This window comes from Agromyces lapidis (assembly GCF_009749405.1).
GTDB classification, from domain to species: domain Bacteria; phylum Actinomycetota; class Actinomycetes; order Actinomycetales; family Microbacteriaceae; genus Agromyces; species Agromyces lapidis.
Genome location: NZ_WBIQ01000008.1, coordinates 63982 through 83551, shown reverse-complemented (window position 1 = coordinate 83551; position 19570 = coordinate 63982). Strand labels below are relative to the sequence as shown.

The 19570-nt window shown below is 71.5% G+C and carries 18 protein-coding genes and 1 tRNA gene; 6 read left to right on the top strand and 13 right to left on the bottom strand.

What is annotated here, in order from left to right:
* Window positions 1-40 precede the first annotated feature (40 nt).
* Window positions 41-967, top strand: a complete 927-nt coding sequence (locus GQQ93_RS13215) for a Ppx/GppA phosphatase family protein (RefSeq protein WP_157424705.1) — start codon at window positions 41-43, stop codon at window positions 965-967.
* A 92-nt stretch (window positions 968-1059) separates the two neighbouring features.
* Here the strand turns inward: GQQ93_RS13215 and GQQ93_RS13210 are convergent, their stop codons facing one another.
* The 8 genes from GQQ93_RS13210 to hisS all read right to left on the bottom strand — a co-directional run bounded on the left by GQQ93_RS13210 (window position 1060) and on the right by hisS (window position 8479).
* Entirely contained in the window at window positions 1060-1449 is a 390-nt protein-coding gene (locus GQQ93_RS13210; protein WP_157424704.1) for an SHOCT domain-containing protein, read from the bottom strand.
* 108 nt (window positions 1450-1557) lie between these two features.
* Window positions 1558-1631 (bottom strand) — tRNA-Leu (locus GQQ93_RS13205).
* Between the two features lie 78 nt (window positions 1632-1709).
* On the bottom strand, window positions 1710-3116 hold the full coding sequence (locus GQQ93_RS13200) for an NAD(P)/FAD-dependent oxidoreductase (RefSeq protein WP_157424703.1): 1407 nt from the start codon (window positions 3114-3116) through the stop codon (window positions 1710-1712).
* A 47-nt stretch (window positions 3117-3163) separates the two neighbouring features.
* Entirely contained in the window at window positions 3164-4447 is a 1284-nt protein-coding gene (locus GQQ93_RS13195) for a S8 family serine peptidase (RefSeq protein WP_157424702.1), read from the bottom strand.
* The gene (locus GQQ93_RS13190) at window positions 4444-4965 is read right to left on the bottom strand and encodes a DUF501 domain-containing protein (protein WP_157424701.1); all 522 of its coding nucleotides are present in this window, start codon (window positions 4963-4965) and stop codon (window positions 4444-4446) included. Before GQQ93_RS13190 ends, GQQ93_RS13195 begins: the two co-directional genes overlap by 4 nt.
* Entirely contained in the window at window positions 4962-5741 is a 780-nt protein-coding gene (locus GQQ93_RS18115; protein ID WP_246192320.1) for an FtsB family cell division protein, read from the bottom strand. Before GQQ93_RS18115 ends, GQQ93_RS13190 begins: the two co-directional genes overlap by 4 nt.
* Before the next feature lie 79 nt (window positions 5742-5820).
* Window positions 5821-7101, bottom strand: a complete 1281-nt coding sequence (gene eno, locus GQQ93_RS13180; protein WP_157424700.1) for a phosphopyruvate hydratase — start codon at window positions 7099-7101, stop codon at window positions 5821-5823.
* Window positions 7102-7210: 109 nt separating this feature from the next.
* A complete protein-coding gene (gene hisS / locus GQQ93_RS13175; RefSeq protein WP_157424699.1) occupies window positions 7211-8479 on the bottom strand; it encodes a histidine--tRNA ligase in 1269 nt (422 codons plus the stop codon).
* A gap of 51 nt (window positions 8480-8530) precedes the next feature.
* On the opposite strand from hisS, the gene GQQ93_RS13170 reads away from it, so the two are divergent.
* Together GQQ93_RS13170 and GQQ93_RS13165 are read left to right on the top strand one after the other, a co-directional pair.
* Complete coding sequence (locus tag GQQ93_RS13170) at window positions 8531-9451, top strand: ABC transporter ATP-binding protein (RefSeq protein ID WP_157424698.1); 921 nt, start codon at window positions 8531-8533, stop codon at window positions 9449-9451.
* Window positions 9448-10542, top strand: a complete 1095-nt coding sequence (locus tag GQQ93_RS13165; RefSeq protein ID WP_157424697.1) for an ABC transporter permease — start codon at window positions 9448-9450, stop codon at window positions 10540-10542. Before GQQ93_RS13170 ends, GQQ93_RS13165 begins: the two co-directional genes overlap by 4 nt.
* Before the next feature lie 30 nt (window positions 10543-10572).
* Here GQQ93_RS13165 and GQQ93_RS13160 read toward each other — a convergent pair whose 3' ends face one another.
* Window positions 10573-11277 (bottom strand): nucleoside triphosphate pyrophosphohydrolase, encoded by a 705-nt coding sequence (locus tag GQQ93_RS13160; protein ID WP_157424696.1) that lies wholly within the window; start codon window positions 11275-11277, stop codon window positions 10573-10575.
* 20 nt (window positions 11278-11297) lie between these two features.
* Window positions 11298-11948, bottom strand: coding sequence for a LysE family transporter (locus GQQ93_RS13155; RefSeq protein ID WP_157424695.1), 651 nt, complete (start codon window positions 11946-11948; stop codon window positions 11298-11300).
* Window positions 11949-12117: 169 nt separating this feature from the next.
* Here GQQ93_RS13155 and GQQ93_RS13150 point away from each other — a divergent pair, with 169 nt between their 5' ends.
* Together GQQ93_RS13150 and GQQ93_RS13145 are read left to right on the top strand one after the other, a co-directional pair.
* A complete protein-coding gene (locus GQQ93_RS13150) occupies window positions 12118-13317 on the top strand; it encodes a Na+/H+ antiporter NhaA (protein ID WP_157424694.1) in 1200 nt (399 codons plus the stop codon).
* Window positions 13314-13640, top strand: a complete 327-nt coding sequence (locus GQQ93_RS13145; protein ID WP_157424693.1) for a hypothetical protein — start codon at window positions 13314-13316, stop codon at window positions 13638-13640. Before GQQ93_RS13150 ends, GQQ93_RS13145 begins: the two co-directional genes overlap by 4 nt.
* A 16-nt stretch (window positions 13641-13656) precedes the next feature.
* Here the strand turns inward: GQQ93_RS13145 and mfd are convergent, their stop codons facing one another.
* On the bottom strand, window positions 13657-17340 hold the full coding sequence (mfd, locus tag GQQ93_RS13140) for a transcription-repair coupling factor (protein ID WP_157424692.1): 3684 nt from the start codon (window positions 17338-17340) through the stop codon (window positions 13657-13659).
* A 101-nt stretch (window positions 17341-17441) separates the two neighbouring features.
* On the opposite strand from mfd, the gene GQQ93_RS13135 reads away from it, so the two are divergent.
* Window positions 17442-18119 (top strand): RNase H family protein, encoded by a 678-nt coding sequence (locus GQQ93_RS13135; protein ID WP_157424691.1) that lies wholly within the window; start codon window positions 17442-17444, stop codon window positions 18117-18119.
* 18 nt (window positions 18120-18137) lie between these two features.
* Here the strand turns inward: GQQ93_RS13135 and pth are convergent, their stop codons facing one another.
* On the bottom strand, window positions 18138-18719 hold the full coding sequence (gene pth, locus GQQ93_RS13130) for an aminoacyl-tRNA hydrolase (protein WP_157424690.1): 582 nt from the start codon (window positions 18717-18719) through the stop codon (window positions 18138-18140).
* A gap of 158 nt (window positions 18720-18877) precedes the next feature.
* Window positions 18878-19507, bottom strand: a complete 630-nt coding sequence (locus tag GQQ93_RS13125) for a 50S ribosomal protein L25/general stress protein Ctc (RefSeq protein ID WP_157424689.1) — start codon at window positions 19505-19507, stop codon at window positions 18878-18880.
* Between the last annotated feature and the right edge of the window lie 63 nt (window positions 19508-19570).

Genomic DNA, 19570 nt, shown 5'->3' with positions numbered 1-19570 from the left:
CGCTACGGCATGCATGCCCGCCACCGACTACGCTCGCAACATGCGTCTCGGTGTTCTCGATGTCGGTTCCAATACGGTGCACCTCCTCGTGGTCGACGCGCACCGCGGCGCCCGCCCCATTCCGCAGACCTCGCACAAGTCCGTGCTGCGCCTCATGCGCTATCTCGACGGCGAGGGGGCGATCAGCGAAGAGGGCATCGCGGCCATCATCGGGGCCGTCGTCGCCGCCGCCGCCGCGGCGCGCGAGGCCGACATCGACGAGTTCCTGCCGTTCGCGACCTCGGCGATCCGCGAGGCCGCCAATGGCGAGGAGGTGCTCGCCCGCGTCGCCCGCGAGACCGGCGTCGAACTGCAGGTGCTCCCGGGCGAGGACGAGGCGAACCTGACCTTCCTCGCCGTCCGCCGCTGGTACGGCTGGTCGGCCGACAACCTCCTGCTCTTCGACATCGGCGGAGGCTCCCTCGAACTCACCCAGGGGGTCGACGAGATTCCGGATGTCGCGCGGTCGGTGCCGCTCGGCGCCGGCCGATCGACCGTCGAGTTCCTGCCCGACGACCCGCCCTCCGAACAGCAGGTCGCGCGACTGCGGGCCCACGCCCGAGACCTCCTCGCCGGCGAGGTCGGCGCGTTCCGCGACCTCCCGGCGCCCGATCACGTCGTCGGCTCGTCGAAGACGATCCGTTCGCTCGCGAGGCTCGCCGGCCACGTCGCCGACGGGGTCGGCTCGAGCGAGCGCTACGTGCTCACCCGCCGCGGTCTCGACGACTGGACGCCCAGGCTCGCGAAGATCCCGGCCGATGCGCGCCCGGCGCTCCCGGGTATCACCGCCGACCGCACCTTCCAGATCGTGGCCGGCGCGGTCGTGCTCTCCGAGGCGATGCGCGCCTTCGGCGTCCGCGAGCTCGAGGTCTCGCCCTGGGCGCTCCGCGAAGGGCTCATCCTCCGCCGGCTCGACCTGATGGACTGAGCGGCACCGGCTCGAATCATCCGTTCGCGCGCGAAACGGCGGCCGCGCACCCCCCAATTGCGCGGCCGCCGTCGCTCTCGCGAGCGCGGAGGCTACCCGGCGATCGCCTTCGCCTTCAGCTGCTCGTACTCGGCTGCGGTGATCGCGCCCGAGTCGAGCAGCCGCTTCGCCGTCTCGATCTCGCTCGCCGACGACGTGCCGCCGGTGCCCGCCACGTTCCTGATGTACTCGGCGTTCTGGGCCTGCATCTGCTGCGTCTCCTCCATGCGACGCTCGGCCATCGACTTGCCGCGTGCGATCAGGTAGATGAACGCGGCCAGGAACGGCAGGAACACGAGGAAGATCACCCACAGCGCCTTCGCCCACCCGTTGAGGGTGTGGTCGCGGAAGATGTCGATGATCACCGTGATGAAGATCCAGATGCACGCGATCAGCACATAGAACCAGAAGAGCCAGATGAGGAAGTCCCAGAAGCTGTTCACAGTGGTGCCCCTTTCGTCCGCGGCGTGACGGTCGCGCCGTAGTGCCTCGACAATAGACCCCCACCGGGCCGCAGCGCATCACCTCATTCGGGTGTATCGCGCCGCCGGTGCTCCCGCTGGGATTCGAACCCAGACTCGAGCGGGTTTAAGCCGCCTGCCTCTGCCGATTGGGCTACGGGAGCGTGCGCGCCCGGGAGACGCGGAACGCGGCGCCGCCCCGAAGGGCGACGCCGCGTCTCAGCTTAGTCAGGGGCCGTTCGCTACTTGGCGGCGACGGGCTCCTTCTCAGCCGGCTTGGCGGCCTTCGCCGCTGCCGGTGCGGCCGGGGCAGGCGCCTCGGCTGCCGGAGGCTTCGGACGAGCCGCGAAGAGCTCGAACTGGGCGCGCGGATTCTGCACCGCCTCGAGCGCGACGATGTCGCGGCCGAGCCAGAAGTTGTTCCACCAGCCCCAGAACACGCGGAACTTTCGCTCCCAGCTGGGCATCGCGAGGCCGTGGTAGCCGCGGTGCGCGAACCAGGCCAGCAGGCCCTTGATCGCGAGCTTGCCCGACTGGAACACGCCCGAGCCGATGCCGAGGCCGGCGACCGCGCCGAGGTTCTTGTGGAAGTACTGCTTGGGCTCCTCGCCGCGGAGCACCGCGACGATGTTCTTCGCGAGCAGCTTGCCCTGACGCACCGCGTGCTGGGCGTTCGGCACGCAGTAGCCGCCGACGCCGCCGCCCGAGAGGTCGGGCACGGCCGAGATGTCGCCGGCCGCCCACGCGTCGGCGATGAACTCCTCGTCGTCGCCCACCCGGAGGTCGGCGCGGGTCTTGATGCGGCCGCGCTCCTCGACGGGGAGGTCGCTCGTGCGAACGATCGCCGGGTTCGCCATGACGCCGGCGGTCCAGACGATGAGGTCGGACTCGAAGCTCTCGCCCGTCGACAGCTCGATCCTGCCGTCCTGCGCGCTCGTGAGCTGCGTGTCGAGGTGGATCTCGGCACCGCGCTGCGCGAGGTGCTTGATGACCCAGTGGCTCGTCTCGAGCGAGACCTCGGGCATGATGCGGCCCATGGCCTCGATGAGGTGGAAGTGCGTCTCGTCGAAGGTCAGCTGGGGGTAGTACTCGAGCAGCGAGCTCGCGAACGAGCGAAGCTCGGCGAACACCTCGATGCCGGCGAAGCCGCCGCCGACGACCGTGACGGTGAGCAGTCGCTCGCGCTCCGGTCCGGCGGGCAGGCTCGCCGCCCTGTCGAAGTTCGAGACGAGTCGGTCGCGGATCGCGACGGCCTCTTCGATGGTCTTCAGGCCGATCGCGTTGTCGGCGATGCCGGGGATCGGGAAGGTGCGCGAGACGGCACCGCCGGTGACGACGACGACGTCGTACTCGAACTCCCACGGCTCACCGAGCTCGGGGGTGATCGTCGCGGTCTTCGAGGCGTGGTCGATCTTCGTGACCTTCGCCGTGATGACGCTGGTCTTCTTCAGGTGGCGACGCTGCGAGGTGACCGCGTGGCGGGCCTCGATCGAACCCGCCGCGACCTCGGGCAGGAACGGCTGGTAGGTCATGTACGGCAGCGGGTCGACGACCGTCACCTCGGCCTCGCCGGCTCGCAGCCACTTCTCGAGCTTCCACGCCGTGTAGAACCCCGCATAGCCACCGCCGACGATGAGAATCTTGGGCACGGTGAATGGACTCCTCAGTATCTGGTGATGCGGCCTGATGCGTGCGATCACTGCTCGCGAGTGCGGACAGTCCGCCTGGTATGCCGAGTGGCGCCGATGCCCAACAGCGCTGCTAGCGTACCAAATCCTGCGACGAGCGAGAGCGGCACCGTGATGTAGGCCAGCGTCCACGGTGTCGGCAGCAGTGTGGCCGTGCCCTCGTCTGCCGGTGGCGGAGGGTCGGCGATGGGCACGATCTCGGATTCGGGCGAGTCGGTCGGCTGCGTCGTGGAGGAGGCGCGCCGGTGCAGGGTGATCCATTCCTCGAGGCTGCCGAGCGGATTCGCCTCGATCTCCTCGACCTCGGCTTCGAGCGCCGGGACGGGGTCGATCAGCCCGAAGCCGTAGAGCGGGCTCGGCACCTCGTGCCCGTTGGGGTCGGCGGTGCGGATGACCCGGTTGATGACGTTCGCCGCGTCGAGCTCGGGGTACTCGGCGCGCACGAGCGCCACGAGTCCCGAGACGAGCGGGGTCGCGGCGCTCGTGCCGTCCCAGATGACGACGCGGCCGTCGGGCCTGACGCCGACGAGGTCCTCGCTCGGCGCGGCGACGCCGAGCGTGATGCCCTGCGAGCTCGCGTCGAGGCTCGCGTTCTTCTCCTTGTCGACGCCCGCGACCGCGAGCACGCCGGGAATCGTCGCCGGCGCGCCGACCTCGGTCGTGCCGCTGCCCCGGTTGCCCGCCGCGGCGACCACGACGACGTCGTGCTCGAAGGCGTACATGAACGCCTCGTCCCAGCTCTCGGGCCAGTCGCGGGTGTTGCGGGTGAGCGACATGTTGATGACGTCCGCGCCGTTGTCGACGGCCCACTTCACGCCCTCGGCGATCTGCTCGTCGTTCGTCTTCTCGGCCCCGGTGTCCTGCCCGAATGCGACCGACACCGTCAGCAGTTCGGCCTCGGGCGCGACGCCGATGACGCCGTTGCCCTCACCCGTGCCCCGGCCGGCGAGCAGCGACGCGACCATCGTGCCGTGCCCGCTCTCGTCGGGGTCGCCGACCGGCGTCTGCCCGTCGGGGGTGCCGAGGCCCGAGACATCCGTGCCGCCGGTGACGGCGCCGCGCAGTTCGGTGACGTTGCCGTTCACCCCGGTGTCGATGATCGCGACGGTGACGCCCTTGCCCTTCGTGGTGTTCCACGCGGTCGTGAAGCCGTAGTCGCCGAGCCAGTACTCGTAGTCGCGCACCGTGTCGGCGTGCGCCGGCATGGCGCCGCCGAGCAGCACCGCGGCAGCCGCGACGGCGGCGGTCGCGGTCTTCGCGAGCGTCGTTGCGAGGCGGCCCCGGCGGGTCATTCCGCGTCGACTCCGTAGTCGGGGCATCGGCAGACATCGGGCGACCAGCTCGACCGCTCGAGGGCGAGGTCGCCGATGGGGTTCAGGCCCGGCCCCGCCGCGAGCGACTGGGCGGCGAGCGCGTGCAGGCACTTCACCCGCGTCGGCATGCCGCCTGCCGAGATGCCGTCGACCTCGGGCACCGCGCCGAACCGGGCGCGATCGGCGAGGTACTCGCGGTGCGCCTGCTCGTACGCGGCGCGCACGTCGTCGTCGCTCGCGAGCAGCTCGGTGCACTCGACCATCAGCTGGGCCGCCTCGAGGAACGACATCGCGGCCGTCGCACCCGGGTGCGAGAGGTAGTAGAACGTCGGGAACGGCGTGCCGTCGGCGAGGCGCGGCGAGGTCGCGACGACCGTCGGCGCACCGCAGACGCAGCGCGCGGCGATGCCGACGACGTTGCGGGCCGGGCGACCGAGCTGCGCCGACACGATGGCGAGATCGCGCTCGGTCACCTCGTCGAACGGGGGCCGGGTCATCGCGTGCCCTCCGCATCCGGGGTCGCCGGGGCGTCGTTCGCCGGCGCCGCCGGTTCGCCCGCCTCGGGGGCCAGCCCCGCGGTCATCACGGAGTCGAGCAGGGTGCGCATCCAATCGCCCTTCGATTCGGTCACTTCGGCCGAGACCGCTGCGGCGTCGTCCGCCTTCGCGGCCTCGCTGCGGTCGTCGATGACGAGGTAGCTCACCTCGCCCGGCATCACGTAGTACAGACGTTCACGCGCCTGCGTGACGATGAACGTCTCGTCGTTCCAGCGCTCGCGCTCGTCGCGCAGGCGCTGGACCTCGGTCTCCTGCGCGGCGACCGCGGCGCGCAACTCGGCGAGCTGCGCGCGCTGCTGCGCGAACGCCGCGATCGTCGGTGCGAGCACCACGACCGCGAGCACGAGCACTCCCAGCATGATGAGCGAGAAACCTGAGAAACGGATGCCACTGAGCCACCCCGCACGCACGGCGTCCGTCGATCCGCCCACGGCGGAACCGGCCGGCTTGGCCGATCTGGCGGGCCTGGGCGACCTGGCCGGCTTGGCCCGGCCCGCGGTCGCGGGACGAGTGCCGGCGGGCTTCGCAGGGCTCGCCTTCGCGGCCTTCTCCCCCGGTGCCTTCGCGTTCGCGGCCTTCGACCCGGCGGCGCCCTTCGCTGACGAGGCCGGCGCCGAGGCATCCGCCGCCTGATTGCGCGGGGCGCGCGAGCGCGGCGTGCGCGCGCCGGCCGGATCGGCGGGGCGCCGGGGGTTGCGGGCGGAATCGTCCTTCATCGCCCCTCCTCCCGGCCTGCCCGGCAGACGACGACGGGGGCGGCCACCCGGCCGCCCCCGTCGCTGATCAGCTACGCTGTCACGCCGTGAAGCGCGGGAACGCCGTGCGACCGGCGTACACCGCGGCCTCACCGAGCTCTTCTTCGATCCTCAGAAGCTGATTGTACTTGGCGACGCGCTCCGAGCGGGCGGGCGCGCCCGTCTTGATCTGACCGCAGTTGGTCGCGACCGCGAGGTCGGCGATCGTCGTGTCCTCGGTCTCGCCCGAACGGTGCGAGAGCACCGCGGTGTAGCCCGAGCGCTGCGCGAGCGACACGGCGTCGAGCGTCTCGGTCAGGGTGCCGATCTGGTTGACCTTCACGAGGATCGAGTTGCCCGCGTGCTTGGCGATGCCGTCGGCGAGGCGCTTCGGGTTCGTGACGAACAGGTCGTCGCCGACGAGCTGCAGCTTCTGGCCGAGCTCGGCCGTGAGGGCCGTCCAGCCCTCCCAGTCGTCTTCGGCCAGCGGGTCTTCGATCGAGATCAGCGGGTACGCGGCGGCGAGCTCGGCGTAGTACGCGCTCATCTCGGCCGAGGTGCGGTCCTGTCCCTCGAAGCGGTAGACGCCGTTCTCGAAGAACTCGGTCGCCGCGACGTCGAGGCCGAGCGCGATGTCCGTGCCGAGGGTGAAGCCGGCCTTCTGCACCGCCTCGGAGATGAAGTCGAGCGCATCGCGGTTCGAGGCGAAGTCGGGGGCGAAGCCGCCCTCGTCGCCGAGGCCCGTCGAGAGGCCCTTCGACTTCAGCAGGCTCTTCAGCGCGTGGTAGGTCTCGACGCCCCAGCGGAGGCCCTCGGAGTAGGTCGGCGCGCCGACCGGCAGCACCATGAACTCCTGGATGTCGACGCCGGTGTCGGCGTGCGCGCCGCCGTTGATGATGTTCATCATCGGCACGGGCAGCACGTGCGCGTTCGGGCCGCCGAGGTAGCGGAACAGCGGCAGGTCGGCCGCGTCGGCGGCGGCCTTCGCGACGGCGAGCGAGACGCCGAGGATGGCGTTCGCGCCGAGGGCGCTCTTGTTGTCGGTGCCGTCGGCCTCGATGAGGGCCGCGTCGACGAGGCGCTGGTCGCTCGCGTCGAGGTCTTCGATGGCCGGGCCGAGCTGGTCGAGCACGGCGTCGACGGCCTTCTGCACGCCCTTGCCGAGGTAGCGGTCGGCGTCGCCGTCGCGCAGCTCGTAGGCCTCGAAGGCACCGGTGGAAGCGCCCGAGGGCACGGCCGCGCGGGCGAGGGTGCCGTCGTCGAGCAGCACCTCGACCTCGACGGTCGGGTTGCCGCGCGAATCCAGGATCTCGCGCGCGCCTACAGCTTCGATGAATGCCACAGTGGACTCCTCGTGTGGTGGGGTGACTGGGTGGACGACTCCGTCGTGATCCGCTCCCGAGTCTAGAGGTCGAGGATGCCTCGCGCTTGCGCGTGACATCGCGCCCCGGCTACGCGCCGAGCTCGCGGAACTCGAGGGAAGCGGCGTCGGTCGTCGCAGCGGTCACCGTGGCGAAGGCGTCGAATCCGTCGGCGGTCACGCGGTCGAGCAGGGCGCGCAGGTTCTTCACGCGGCGTTCGAGGCGAACGCGGGTGCCGGATGCCACGAGCTCGGCCTTGAGGGCGAGCAGTGGCGCCTGCGCGACCTCCCCGTCGTAGACGAGCACGACCGCGCGCGGGCGCGCGTCGTCGTCGACCTCGAGCAGGTCGACGATGCGCTCGAAGCCGATCGAGAAGCCGCAGGCCGGCACGTCCTGGCCGAGGAAGCGCCCGATCATGCCGTCGTAGCGGCCGCCGCCGCCGAGCGAGTAGCCGAACTCGGGGTGCGCGATCTCGAAGATCGTGCCCGTGTAGTAGCCCATGCCGCGCACGAGCGTCGGGTCGAACTCGATCGCGGCGCCGGGCAGCGCGACGCGCAGCGCGAGGAGGTCGGCGTAGGCGGCTTCGTCGAGCCACGCCGGCGGCGGGGCGATGCCGTCGTGCAGGTGCCAGTCGGCGCTCGTGAGCCCCTCGAGCGCGCTCGCGACCTCGACCTCGGCCGCCACCGCGCCGATCTCGACGAGTTCGGCGGCGACGCCCGCGACCCCGATCTTGTCGAGCTTGTCGACGGTGATGAGGGCGCGCTCGCGCAGTTCGTCGGGCACACCCCAGGACGCGAGGATGCCCTGCAGGATGCGCCGGTCGTTGAGGCGGATCGTGCAGCCGGTGAGTCCGAGCGCGTCGAGCGTCGCGACGGTCGCGGTCAGCAGTTCGAGCTCGGCGAGCTGCCCGGCCTCGCCGATGACGTCGATGTCGCACTGCACGAACTGGCGGTAGCGGCCCTTCTGCGGGCGCTCGGCGCGCCACACCGGCGCGATCTGGATCGAGCGGAACACGGGCGGCAGGGCTGCACGGTGCGTCGCGTAGAAGCGCGCGAGCGGCACGGTGAGGTCGTAACGCAGGCCGAGATCGGCGAGCGCGAGTGCATCGCCGGAAGCCGCGGCGCGCGCGAGGTCGTCGGCCGTGAGGCCGCGCTTCATGACGGCGAAGGCGAGCTTCTCGTTGTCGCCGCCGAGTCCGGCGTGCAGGCGGCTCGAGTCCTCCATCACGGGCGTCTCGATCTCGTCGAAGCCGTGCGCCGCGTAGACCCCGCGGATCACGCCGAGGGCGTGCTCGCGGCGGGCCTTCTCGGCGGGGAGGAAGTCGCGCATGCCGCGCGGAGGAGTGACGGAAGCGGCCATGCGTGCCATTCTTCCAGTTGTGCGGGACGACCCCGCGCACGAGGAGGCACGATGGCGGGCATCACGGTCGCGGGCGTCGCCCGGTCGTTCGGCGAGGTGCACGCGGTGCGTGATGCGAGCTTCGAAGTCGCTCGGGGCAGCGTCGCGGGCCTCATCGGTCCGAACGGCGCGGGCAAGACGACGCTGCTGCTCATGCTCGCGTCCCTGCTCGCGCCCGACTCGGGCACCATCCGCATCGCCGGCTACGACCCCGTCACCGAACCGCACCAGGTGCGACGGCGCATGGGCTGGATGCCCGACGTGCTCGGCTCGTGGCCGACGCTCAGCGTGCGGGTCGCGCTCGCGACGAGCGCCCGCATGTACGGGATGGGTGCCGACGAGGCATCCGCTCGTGCGCAGGAGCTCATCGAGCTCGTCGACCTCGCCCCGCTCGCCGAGCAGGCGACGCGGGTGCTCTCGCGCGGGCAGAAGCAGCGCCTGAGCCTCGCCCGCGCCCTCGTGCACGACCCCGAGGTGCTGCTGCTCGACGAGCCCGCCTCGGGCCTCGACCCCGCCGCGCGCGCCGAGCTCCGCGAGCTCGTGCGCCGGCTCGCGGGCGAGGGCAAGACGATCCTCGTCTCGAGCCACGTGCTCGCCGAGCTCGAGGAGATGGCCGACTCGGCGGTCTACCTCGCGGCCGGGGCGACCGCCGCGCCCGAGGACGTCGCTCGTGCCGGCCGGGCGGCGAGGCACTGGCGGATCCGATCGCTCGACGCCGAACGTCTCGTCGCCGCCCTCGGCGCTGCGGGGTTCGGCGAGGTCGCGGTCGTCGACCGTCTCGGCGCGGTGGTGCCGCTCGCGAGCGAGCAGGACGCGGCGCAGCTGCTCGCCCACCTGATCGGCACCGGCGTGCCGGTCTCGTCGTTCGCACCGGCGGTCGGCGATCTCGAACACGTCTTCCACGATCTCAACCGGGCAGGGGGCGACGCATGACCGGGTTCCTCCAGGGCATGTGGCTCATCGTCGCCCTCGACCTCAAGCAGCGCGTGCGCGGCGTCGCCTGGTACGTGCTGCTCGGCGTCTTCGTGCTGCTCGTGACGATCGTCACGACCCTCGTCGTCATCGCGACGAACGCGTGGGACTCGGGCGGCGGCGCCGTCTTCTCGACCGTGGTGTTCTTCGTGCTGCTGCTCGGCACCCTCGTCTCCCCCGCACTCTCGGGCAACGCGATCAACGGCGAGCGCGAGGCCGGCACGCTCGCGACCACCCAGGTGACGCTCGTGACGACCGCGCAGCTCGTGCTCGGCAAGTGGCTCGCGGCCTGGATCACGGCCCTCGCGTTCCTCGCCGCCTCGGTGCCGTTCCTCGCGTTCGGGGTCGTGCTGGGCGAGGTCTCGGCGTCGACGATCGCGGTGTCGCTGCTCGTGCTCGCCGTCGAGGTCGGCGTGATCGCCGCGATCGGCGTCGGCCTGTCGGGGGTGATCACGCGCCCGCTGTTCTCGGTCGTCGTGACCTACCTCGTCGTCGCGGCGCTCTCGATCGGCACGCTCATCGCCTTCGCGCTCGGCGGTGCGGCACTGCAGTCGACCGTGCACCAGACGTACATCGCCGTCGACTACGAGCAGCTCGACGAGAACGGGCTGGCGCCCGACGGCGGCGAGGTGCCGTGCCTGGCGCCGGTCGTCAACGAGTACCCGACACCACGGTGGGACTACGTGTGGGGCTTCCTCGCGGCGAACCCCTACGTCGTCGTCGCGGATGCCTCGCCGGGCACCTTCGACGAGCACGGTTCGCCGCGCGACCTGTTCGGCTGGATCGCGGTCGGCGTGCGCCAGGCGCAGCACGCGCCCGACCTCGAGCCGGTCTACGACGAGTGCGCCGACTGGGAGAAGTACGGCCCCTACGGGTACGGCGGCGGCGAAACCGACTCTGAGACGCCCCAGGAGGTCTACGAGCGCTCGGTGCCGTCGTGGTTCGTGGGGCTCTCGATCCACGTGCTGCTCGGCGCGGGCGCGCTCGCGTGGGCGTGGCGCTGCACCGAGGTGCCGGCCAGGCGTCTCGCGGCGGGCAGCCGCATCGCCTGAGCGGGGCGTGCGGGGTCTCGATACGCTTCGCTACTCGACCGGCCTGGGCTGCTCGGCCGCCCGCGCCTGCTCGGTTCGACGCACCTCGCCCTCGAACTCGCGTACCGCGGCACGGAGGGCGCGTTCGGCGTCGAGTCCCTGCTCGCGCGCCGCGGCCACGAGCCCGAACAGTTGCCGTCCGAGCTCCTCCTCGGTGCCGGGTGCGGCGACCGACGACGGCTCGGGCGGGGCCGGCCACGGGGCATCCTGCGCGGCGACGCCGGCCTTCTCGGCCTTGCCGAGCACCTTGCGTGCCAGCGCGAGCGCCGGCATGCCGCGGGGCACCCCGTCGAGCACGCTCGTGCGGTGCGGCTTCTCGTCGGCCTTCAGGTCCTCCCAGAAGGCGACGACGTCGTCGGCGGTCTCAGCCTCGCGGTCGCCGAAGACGTGCGGATGCCGCGACACCATCTTGGCCGTCATGTGACGGGCGACGTCGTCGATGTCGAAGCGCTCATCGCCCGTGTGGGCGGCGATGTCGGCGTGGAAGAGCACCTGGTAGAGCACGTCGCCGAGCTCTTCGAGCATCTCGGCCCGGTCGCCCGCCTCGATCGCGTCGATCAGCTCCCAGCACTCTTCGACGAGGTACTGCACGAGTGATTCGTGGGTCTGCTCGGCGTCCCACGGGCACCCGCCGGGGGCGCGCAGCAGGGCGACGGTGGCGACGAGTTCGTCGAGTCCGGGGTGGGGTGCACTCATACCGGCAGCCTAGGCGCCGTTCAGTGCACGAGCGCGAGCAGCAGCCCCACGCCGATGAACAGCACGCCGAACGCCGTGTTCACGATGCGCTGCCCGCGCACCGAGCGGGTGAAGCGGCGCATGCCGTGCGCGGCGAGCGCGAAGAATCCCCACATGACGATCACGTCGACCACGATGACCGTCGCCCCGACGACGAGGTACTGCGGCAGCAGCGGCTGGTCGGGCCGGATGAACTGCGGCAGGAAGGCGAGGAAGAACACGATCGCCTTCGGATTCAGGAGGTTCACCCAGAGTCCCCTGCGGAACATCGACCAGCGCGACTCGGTCGCGGCGGGCGGCGCCGACTGCGGAGCATCCGCGTCGCCTTCTGCCTCGTCGGCCGCCTGCGGCTTCGCGAGCAGCTGCCGGATGCCGAGGTAGACGAGGTAGGCGGCGCCCGCGTAACGGATGACCTCGAAGGCGACGGGCGAGTTCGCGACCAGGACGCCGACGCCCGCGGCGACGATGAGGATGTGCACGACGAGCGCGGCCTGCTGGCCGAGGATGCCCCAGATCGACCGCCGGAACCCGTGGCTCAGCGAGTTGCCCATCGTGTTGATCGCTCCCGCGCCCGGGGTGAAGCTGATCACGAAGCACGCGGCGAGGAGCGTCGCCCAGAGCGAGAGGGTCACCGGTCAAGCGTAGGCGCGTCCCGAGGTGCTCCCGCCGCCCGCCCAGTAGACTCGATCGCGGAGTGCCGGGAAGTCTGGTCGGCCGGCGGGAGACCGTCGTCACCGTCCCTCCAGCGACGCCGCACCGCCTCCGGCCTGCACGCGCACGCGACTTCCGAACAGGAGTCCCATGAACTTCCTCCGCTCCGAGCGATGGGCCGCAGGCCTCCTCCTCATCGCCGCCGCGCTCGGCCTGCTGCTCGCCAACACGGCCGCGGGCCCCGCGCTGCTCGAGGCCAAGAACGCGCACCTCGACCTGTCGTGGATCGGGCTCGACCTCTCGGTCGGCCACTGGATCAGCGACGGGCTGCTCGCGATCTTCTTCTTCATCGTCGCCGTCGAGCTCAAGCGCGAGCTCGTCATCGGCGAGCTCAACAGCCTCTCGAAGGCCCTCCTGCCCGCGATCGCCGCGGTCGGCGGCGTGGTCGTGCCCGCCCTGATCTACTTCGGCTTCACGGCCGGCACCCCCACCGTCGACGGCTGGCCCATCCCCACCGCGACCGACATCGCCTTCGCCCTCGGCGTGCTCGCCGTGTTCGGCACCTGGATCCCGACGCGCGTGCGCGTCTTCCTCCTCGCACTCGCGGTGCTCGACGACCTCATCGCGATCCTCATCATCGCGTTCTTCTTCACGAGCGACGCCGACCTCGCCTCGATCGGCTTCGCCGGCATCGCGATCGCCCTGTTCGGCGCGGTCAGCCGCCTCATGAAGCCGCGCTCCGCCTGGATCCTCGCGCGCCGCCCGCAGTGGCCCATCGTGCTGCTGCTCGTCGTGCTCGGCGTGCTCGCGTGGTACTTCGTCTACACCTCGGGTGTGCACGCCACGATCGCGGGCGTCGCCCTCGGACTCGTGATGGCGCGTCGCCCGGGCGGCCGCGCCGTGCACGCGCTCGAACCGTGGTCGAACGGGGTCATCCTGCCGCTGTTCGCCTTCTCGGCGGCGATGGTCGCCGTGCCGCAGGTGAGCCCGAGCGAACTCGACCCGGCGTTCTGGGGCATCCTCGTCGGGCTGCCGGTCGGCAAGATCGTCGGCATCGTCATCGCCGGCGGCATCGGCGGGCTCGTGGCCCGGCGCAGATCGGGCACCCCGCTCACGCTCGGCGACCTGCTCGTCGTCGGCACTCTCGGCGGCATCGGCTTCACTGTGTCGCTGCTCATGAACGAGCTCGCGTTCGTCGGCCTGCCCGAGGTCGCCGACGAGGGCACGCTCGCGGTGCTGCTCGGCTCGGGCATCGCGATCGTCGCCTCGGGGGTCGCGGTCAGCGTGCGCTCGGCGCAGTACCGCCGACGCGGTGCGCAGCCCGGGCCCGGTGGGGCGTTCTCGCGGTGAGCGGCCACGACTCCGGGCCGGGCGGGCAAGGCGCCGCAGAACCGGCCAGCCTGCACCTGAGCGCCGAGCTGCGACCGCGACGCCTGCGCGGCATCCGCAGGGCCGTGCACACGGTGCTGCTCGTCGCCGGCGAGGCGATGAGCCTCGGCGGGCCGTCGGTCGCCGAACTGGTGGTCGTGCGCACCGGGACGGGGGCCCCGGTCATCCGAACCGGGGCCGGATCGCTCATGGAGGCCGACGAGCTGCTCAGGCAGATCCGCGCCGACCTCGATCGGATGAGCGTCGAGGAGTTCCTCGCCGAGTGGGGTCACCTGAAGGCCTAGGCTCGCCCGCCGCCGCTCACACCGGAGGCGCCGCCGTGGAGTCGCTCGGCTCGAAGATGTTCGTGACGAGACGCGACACCCATTCGATGAGTTCGGCATCGGGCAGCATCTCGCCGCCGGGCATCGGGAACGGCACGAGGATCACGTCGTTCTGCGCGAAGTGCTTCGCCCCCTGGTACATGCGCTCGAGTCGCACGCGACGCGAGTCGGGGATCTTCGCGGGTGCGATGCGCAGCTTCGACCCCGTCGCGAGCAGGTCGCTGAGGCCCGCGAGCTGGGCCTGCCGGCGCAGCCGCGAGACGGCGATGAGGTGCGCCACCTGCTCGGGCGGGGCGCCGTAGCGGTCGACGAGCTCCTCGAGCACCGTGTCGATCTGGTCGTCCTTCGCGGCCGGGGCGCTCGCGGCCGAGAGCTTCTGGTACGCCTCGAGGCGGAGCCGCTCGCTGTCGACGTACTCCTCGGGGATGTGCGCGTCCACCGGCAGTTCGAGGCGCAGCTCGGTCTGCCCTTCGGCGACGTCGCCGCGGAAGGCGGAGACCGCCTCGCCGATCATGCGGAGGTAGAGGTCGAATCCGACGCCCGCGATGTGCCCGGCCTGCTCTGCGCCGAGCAGGTTGCCCGCGCCGCGGATCTCGAGGTCTTTCAGCGCGACCTGCATGCCCGATCCGAGCTCGTTGTTCGCGGCGATCGTCGACAAGCGGTCGTGCGCGGTCTCGGAGAGGGGCTTCGCGGGGTCGTAGAGGAAGTACGCGTACGCCCGCTCGCGGCCTCGGCCGACGCGTCCGCGCAGCTGGTGCAGCTGGCTGAGCCCGTACTTGTCGGCCTTGTCGATGATGATCGTGTTCGCGTTCGAGATGTCGAGGCCGGTCTCGATGATGGTCGTCGAGACGAGCACGTCGAACTTGCGCTCCCAGAAGTCGTTCACGATCTGCTCGAGCACGTGCTCGTTGAGCTGGCCGTGGGCGACCGCGATGCGCGCCTCGGGCACGAGCTCGGCGAGCTGGGCCGCGACCCGGTTGATCGACGACACCCTGTTGTGCACGAAGAACACCTGCCCCTCGCGGAGCATCTCCCGGCGGATCGCGGCCCCGACCTGCTGCTCGGAGTACGGGCCCACGAAGGTGAGGATCGGGTGGCGGTCTTCGGGCGGGGTCGCGAGGGTCGACATCTCGCGGATGCCGGTGACGGCCATCTCGAGGGTTCGCGGGATCGGCGTCGCGCTCATCGCGAGGATGTCGACGTTCGTCTTCAGCTTCTTCAGCGCGTCCTTGTGCTCCACGCCGAAGCGCTGCTCCTCATCGATGATCATGAGCCCGAGGTCTTTGAACTTCACCTTCTCGGTGAGGATGCGGTGGGTGCCGATGACCATGTCGACGGTGCCGTCGGCGAGGCCCGCGAGGGTCTCGCGCACCTCCTTGTCGGTCTGGAACCGACTCAGCGGCCGCACGTGCACCGGGAACCCGGCGAAGCGTTCGCTGAAGGTCTCGAGGTGCTGCTTCGCGAGGAGCGTCGTCGGCACGAGCATCGCGGCCTGCTTGCCGTCTTGGATCGCCTTGAACGCGGCCCGCACGGCGACCTCGGTCTTGCCGAAGCCGACGTCGCCCGCGAGCAGGCGGTCCATCGGGATGGGCCGCTCCATGTCGGCCTTCACCTCGTCGATGGTCTGCAGCTGGTCGTTCGTCTCGACGAAGGGGAACGCCTCCTCGAGCTCCTGCTGCCACGGGGTGTCGGGCCCGAAGGCGTGACCCTTCGCCGCCATGCGCGCCGAGTAGAGCTTCACGAGCTCGACGGCGATGTCGCGCACGGCCTTGCGGGCCTTGTTCTTCGCCTGGGACCAGTCGCTGCCGCCCATCTTCGAGAGCGCGGGCGCCTCGCCGCCGACGTAGCGCGAGAGCAGGTCGAGCTGGTCGGTCGGCACGAAGAGGCGGTCGCCCGCCTGGCCGCGCTTCGAGGGCGCGTACTCGAGCACGAGGTACTCGCGCACCGAGGTGGGCTGCTGCTGGATGCCTGCGGTGCGGCTCGGGCCCTTGGGCCGCGTGCCGGTCGCCACCTCGCGCTGCACCATCTCGACGAACCTGCCGATGCCGTGCGTCTGGTGCACCACGTGGTCGCCCGCCTTGAGCTGCAGCGGGTCGACGACGTTGCGGCGGCGCGAGGCGAGCTTCTTGCCCTGCCGGGCGTCGTAGCCGGCGGCACGCCCGTAGAACTCGGACTCGGCGATGAGGCCGAGCTTCGCCTCGGGCACCTCGAAGCCGCGGGCTGCGTCGGCCTGCACCAGGTAGGCGACGCCCGGCTCGAACTCGCGGGGCGTCTCGTCGACGATGCGCGCCGCGAGGCCCGACTCGGCGAGCACGTCGCGGGCGCGCTCGACGAGGCCGTGCCCCGCGGACGCGACGACGAGAGACCAGCCCTCGCGGAGCCGTGCGCCGACGTGATCGACGGCGCCCTCGACGTTGCCCTGGAAGCTCGGCATCGCGTTGGCCGCGACGCGGCGCGTGGCCGCTGCGGCACGCGCGGCCTGCTCGGCGGCGTCGCCGCCCGCTGCGGCGACCACTTCGGCGGCGTCGCCGAGGTCGAAGCTCGAGAAGTTCCACCACGCGCGGGCGGGGTCGGGCTCGCCCGGGGCGCTGTAGAGCACCGCGTCGCGGAGCGCTCGCACCGTGAGGAAGTCGCCCGCGGCGAGGTCGATGGGCGCCTCGGCGCCATGGGTCGCCGCCATCCAGGCGGCGGAGAGGAACTCGCGGTTCGTCTCGCCGAGGCTCACCGCACGCCCGGCGACGCGCTCGGGTTCGAGGACCGCGACGGCGGCACCCCGGGGCAGGTAGTGGGCGATCGACACGAGCCGTTCGAGCAGGGCGGGAGCAAGCGACTCCATGCCCTCGACCGGGATGCCCTCGGCGACCTTCTCGAGCAGCGCCGAGAGGCTCGGGAACTCGTGCACCATCTCGCGGGCGCGCTGTCGCACGGGCTCGGTCAGCAGCAGTTCGCGGCTCGGCGCGAGCACGACGCGTTCGACCTGCTCGGGCAGCGAGCGCTGGTCGGCGACCGAGAAGGCGCGCAGCTCTTCGACCTCGTCGCCGAAGAACTCGACGCGCACGGGGTGGTCGGCCGTCGGCGGGAACACGTCGAGGATGCCGCCGCGCACCGCGAACTCGCCGCGCCTCGCGACCATGTCGACGCGGGCATAGGCGAGATCGACGAGCAGGGCGGCGAGCTTCGAGAGCTCGTGTCCGCGCCCGCCGGGCACGAGCTCGACGGGCGCCCGATCGGCGAGATTGTCGGCGAGGGGCTGCAGCGCCGCGCGCACCGAGGCGACGATGACGAGCGGATGCTGCGCCTCGGAGGCCGACCATTCGTGCATGCGGCGCAGGGCATGAAGTCGGCGACCGACCGTCTCGGCGCTCGGCGAGAGCCGCTCGTGCGGCAGCGTCTCCCATGCGGGGAACTCGAGGATCTCGGCGTCGTCGGCGAGGTAGGGCGCGAGGGAGGCGCGCATCGCCTCGCCCTCGCGACTCGTCGCGGTGATGACGAGGAGGGCCGGCGGCAGCCCCGCTTCGACCCGGCGGGCGAGCAGCCCGGCCAGCAACGGCGCATCGAGACCCGCTGGAGCCGAGAAATCGGCGTTCCGCAGGGCCTCCGAGAGGGCGCCGTCGATCGTGGAGGCGCGCGAAAGCGCCGTGTTCAGACCCTGCAGACTCACCCGACGAGTCTACGCGCGCCCTCCGACACGGCCGCCGTCCGGAGACGGGATCCGTCGGCCGCGCCGGATACGATTGGCGCGGCTCGACGGAAGGACCCCGCATGATCATCGCCGCCGCAGACGGCTCGGCCCTCGGCAACCCCGGCCCCGCAGGATGGGCCTGGTACGTCGACGACCGCACCTGGGCCGCCGGCGGGTGGAAGCACGCGACGAACAACCAGGGCGAGCTGAAGGCCGTGCTCGAGCTCTTCCGCGCGACGGCGCACCTCGACGACGAGCTGCTCGTGCAGTGCGACAGCCAGTACGTCATCAACTCGGTGACGAAGTGGATGCCGGGGTGGAAGCGCAAGGGCTGGCGCAAGGCCGACGGCAAGCCGGTCATGAACGTCGAACTCCTGCAGGAGCTCGACGAGGCGCTCGCCGGTCGCCGCTACCGTTTCGAATGGGTCAAGGGGCACGTGGGGCATCCGCTCAACGAGGCGGCCGACTCACGTGCGCGCGCCGTCGCCGAGGCCTACCGCAGCGGTCTGCCCATCCCCTCGGGGCCGGGCTGGGCGGGCGCGGCGCCGGCCGGCGCGCGCGACGACGAACCGGCGCTCGACGAGGCATCCGCGATCGATCCCGACGAGGTGCCCGCGACGCTCTTCGACCTCGACGAGGCGCCCGACGCCTGGCAGACGCTCACCGTCGAGCTGTCGACCGAGGAGCACGAGCGGCTCGTGCAGCGCGCCCGCGCCGCGGGCCTCTCGCCCGAGGAGTTCCTCCGCGGCCTGATCTGAGGTCGCGGGGCCGCCGGCTCAGGCCGGCGAGTGGAATCGCTGCTGCGCAGCGAGCAGCCCGTCGGAGGCGACCGCCTCGACCGCGTCGGCCGCGTCGCCGAGCAGGATCGCGAGATTCTGGCGCTCGGTGCCGGAGAAGTCCTTGAGCACGAAGTCGGCCGGGTCCTGGCGGCCGGGCGGGCGGCCGACGCCGACGCGCACGCGCACGTAGTCGGGGCCGAGCGCCTTCGAGATGTCGCGCAGGCCGTTGTGCCCGCCGTGCCCACCGCCCTGCTTGAGCCTCACGGTGTCGAAGGGCAGGTCGAGCTCGTCGTGCACGACGATGAGGCGCTCGGGGTCGATGCCGTAGAACTTCACGAGCGCCGAGACGGGGCCGCCCGAGGTGTTCATGTACGAGTTCGGCTTCGCGATGACGAGCTTCGGTCCGCCGGGGCGGAGGAAGCCCTCGGCGACGCGCGAGGGCGTCTTGTGGCTCTTGAAGGCCGCGCCGATGCGCGAGGCGAGTTCGTCGGCGACCATCTGGCCGACGTTGTGGCGATTTCCGGCGTACTGCGCCCCGGGGTTGCCGAGGCCGACGACGAGCCAGGTGTTCGCGGCCACGATGGGGTCCTTCCGGGGGCGAAAGCGGTCGAGGAGTCCGATGATCGTCTCCGTTCGCGAGGGTTCGAGGGGTGGCTGCCGGTGACAGCACGAGGGCCCGCGGCCCGCTCCGAGCGTACCCGGAAGCGGCGCCGCAGGCCCCTGCGAAGCGGTGCGCCCTACTCGGCCGACTCGGCCGCGGCCTCCTCGGCGGGCGCCTCGGCGGCCTCGCCCTCCGCAGCCTCGGCGGCCTCTTCGCCGAGGTCGACCTTCTGCGGGGTGTGCACGTTCACGACGAGCGCATCGCCGTCGGAGATGAGCGAGGCGCCCTTGGGCAGCTCGACGTCCTTCGCGTGGATCTGCGAGCCCTCTTCGAGGCCCTCGACCGAGACGACGACGCTCTCGGGGATGTGGGTCGCCTCGACCTCGAGCAGCAGCGTGTGCGAGTCGAGGTCGGCGATCGTGCCGGCCGCGGTCTCACCCTCGACGTGCACGGGAACCTCGACCTGGACCTTCTCGCCCTTCTTGATGACGATGAGGTCGAGGTGCTCGATGATCTGGTGCACCGGGTCCTTCTGGACGTCCTTGACGAGCGCGAGCTGGCTCTTGCCGCCGATCTGCAGGTCGAGCACGGCGTTCGCCTTGCGGATGAGCAGGCCGACCTGGTGGGCCGGGAGGGTGACGTGCTGCGGCTCGGTGCCGTGGCCGTAGACCACCGCGGGGATCTTGCCGGCGGCGCGGATCTTGCGGGCCGCACCCTTGCCGAAGCTCTCGCGGGCTTCAGCGATGACCTTGTTGTCGTCGTCCATGATGTCTCTCCTTGCGGGCGCACGGCCCAGATCGTGTGTCTGTCGTTTCGACTCGAACGCGCG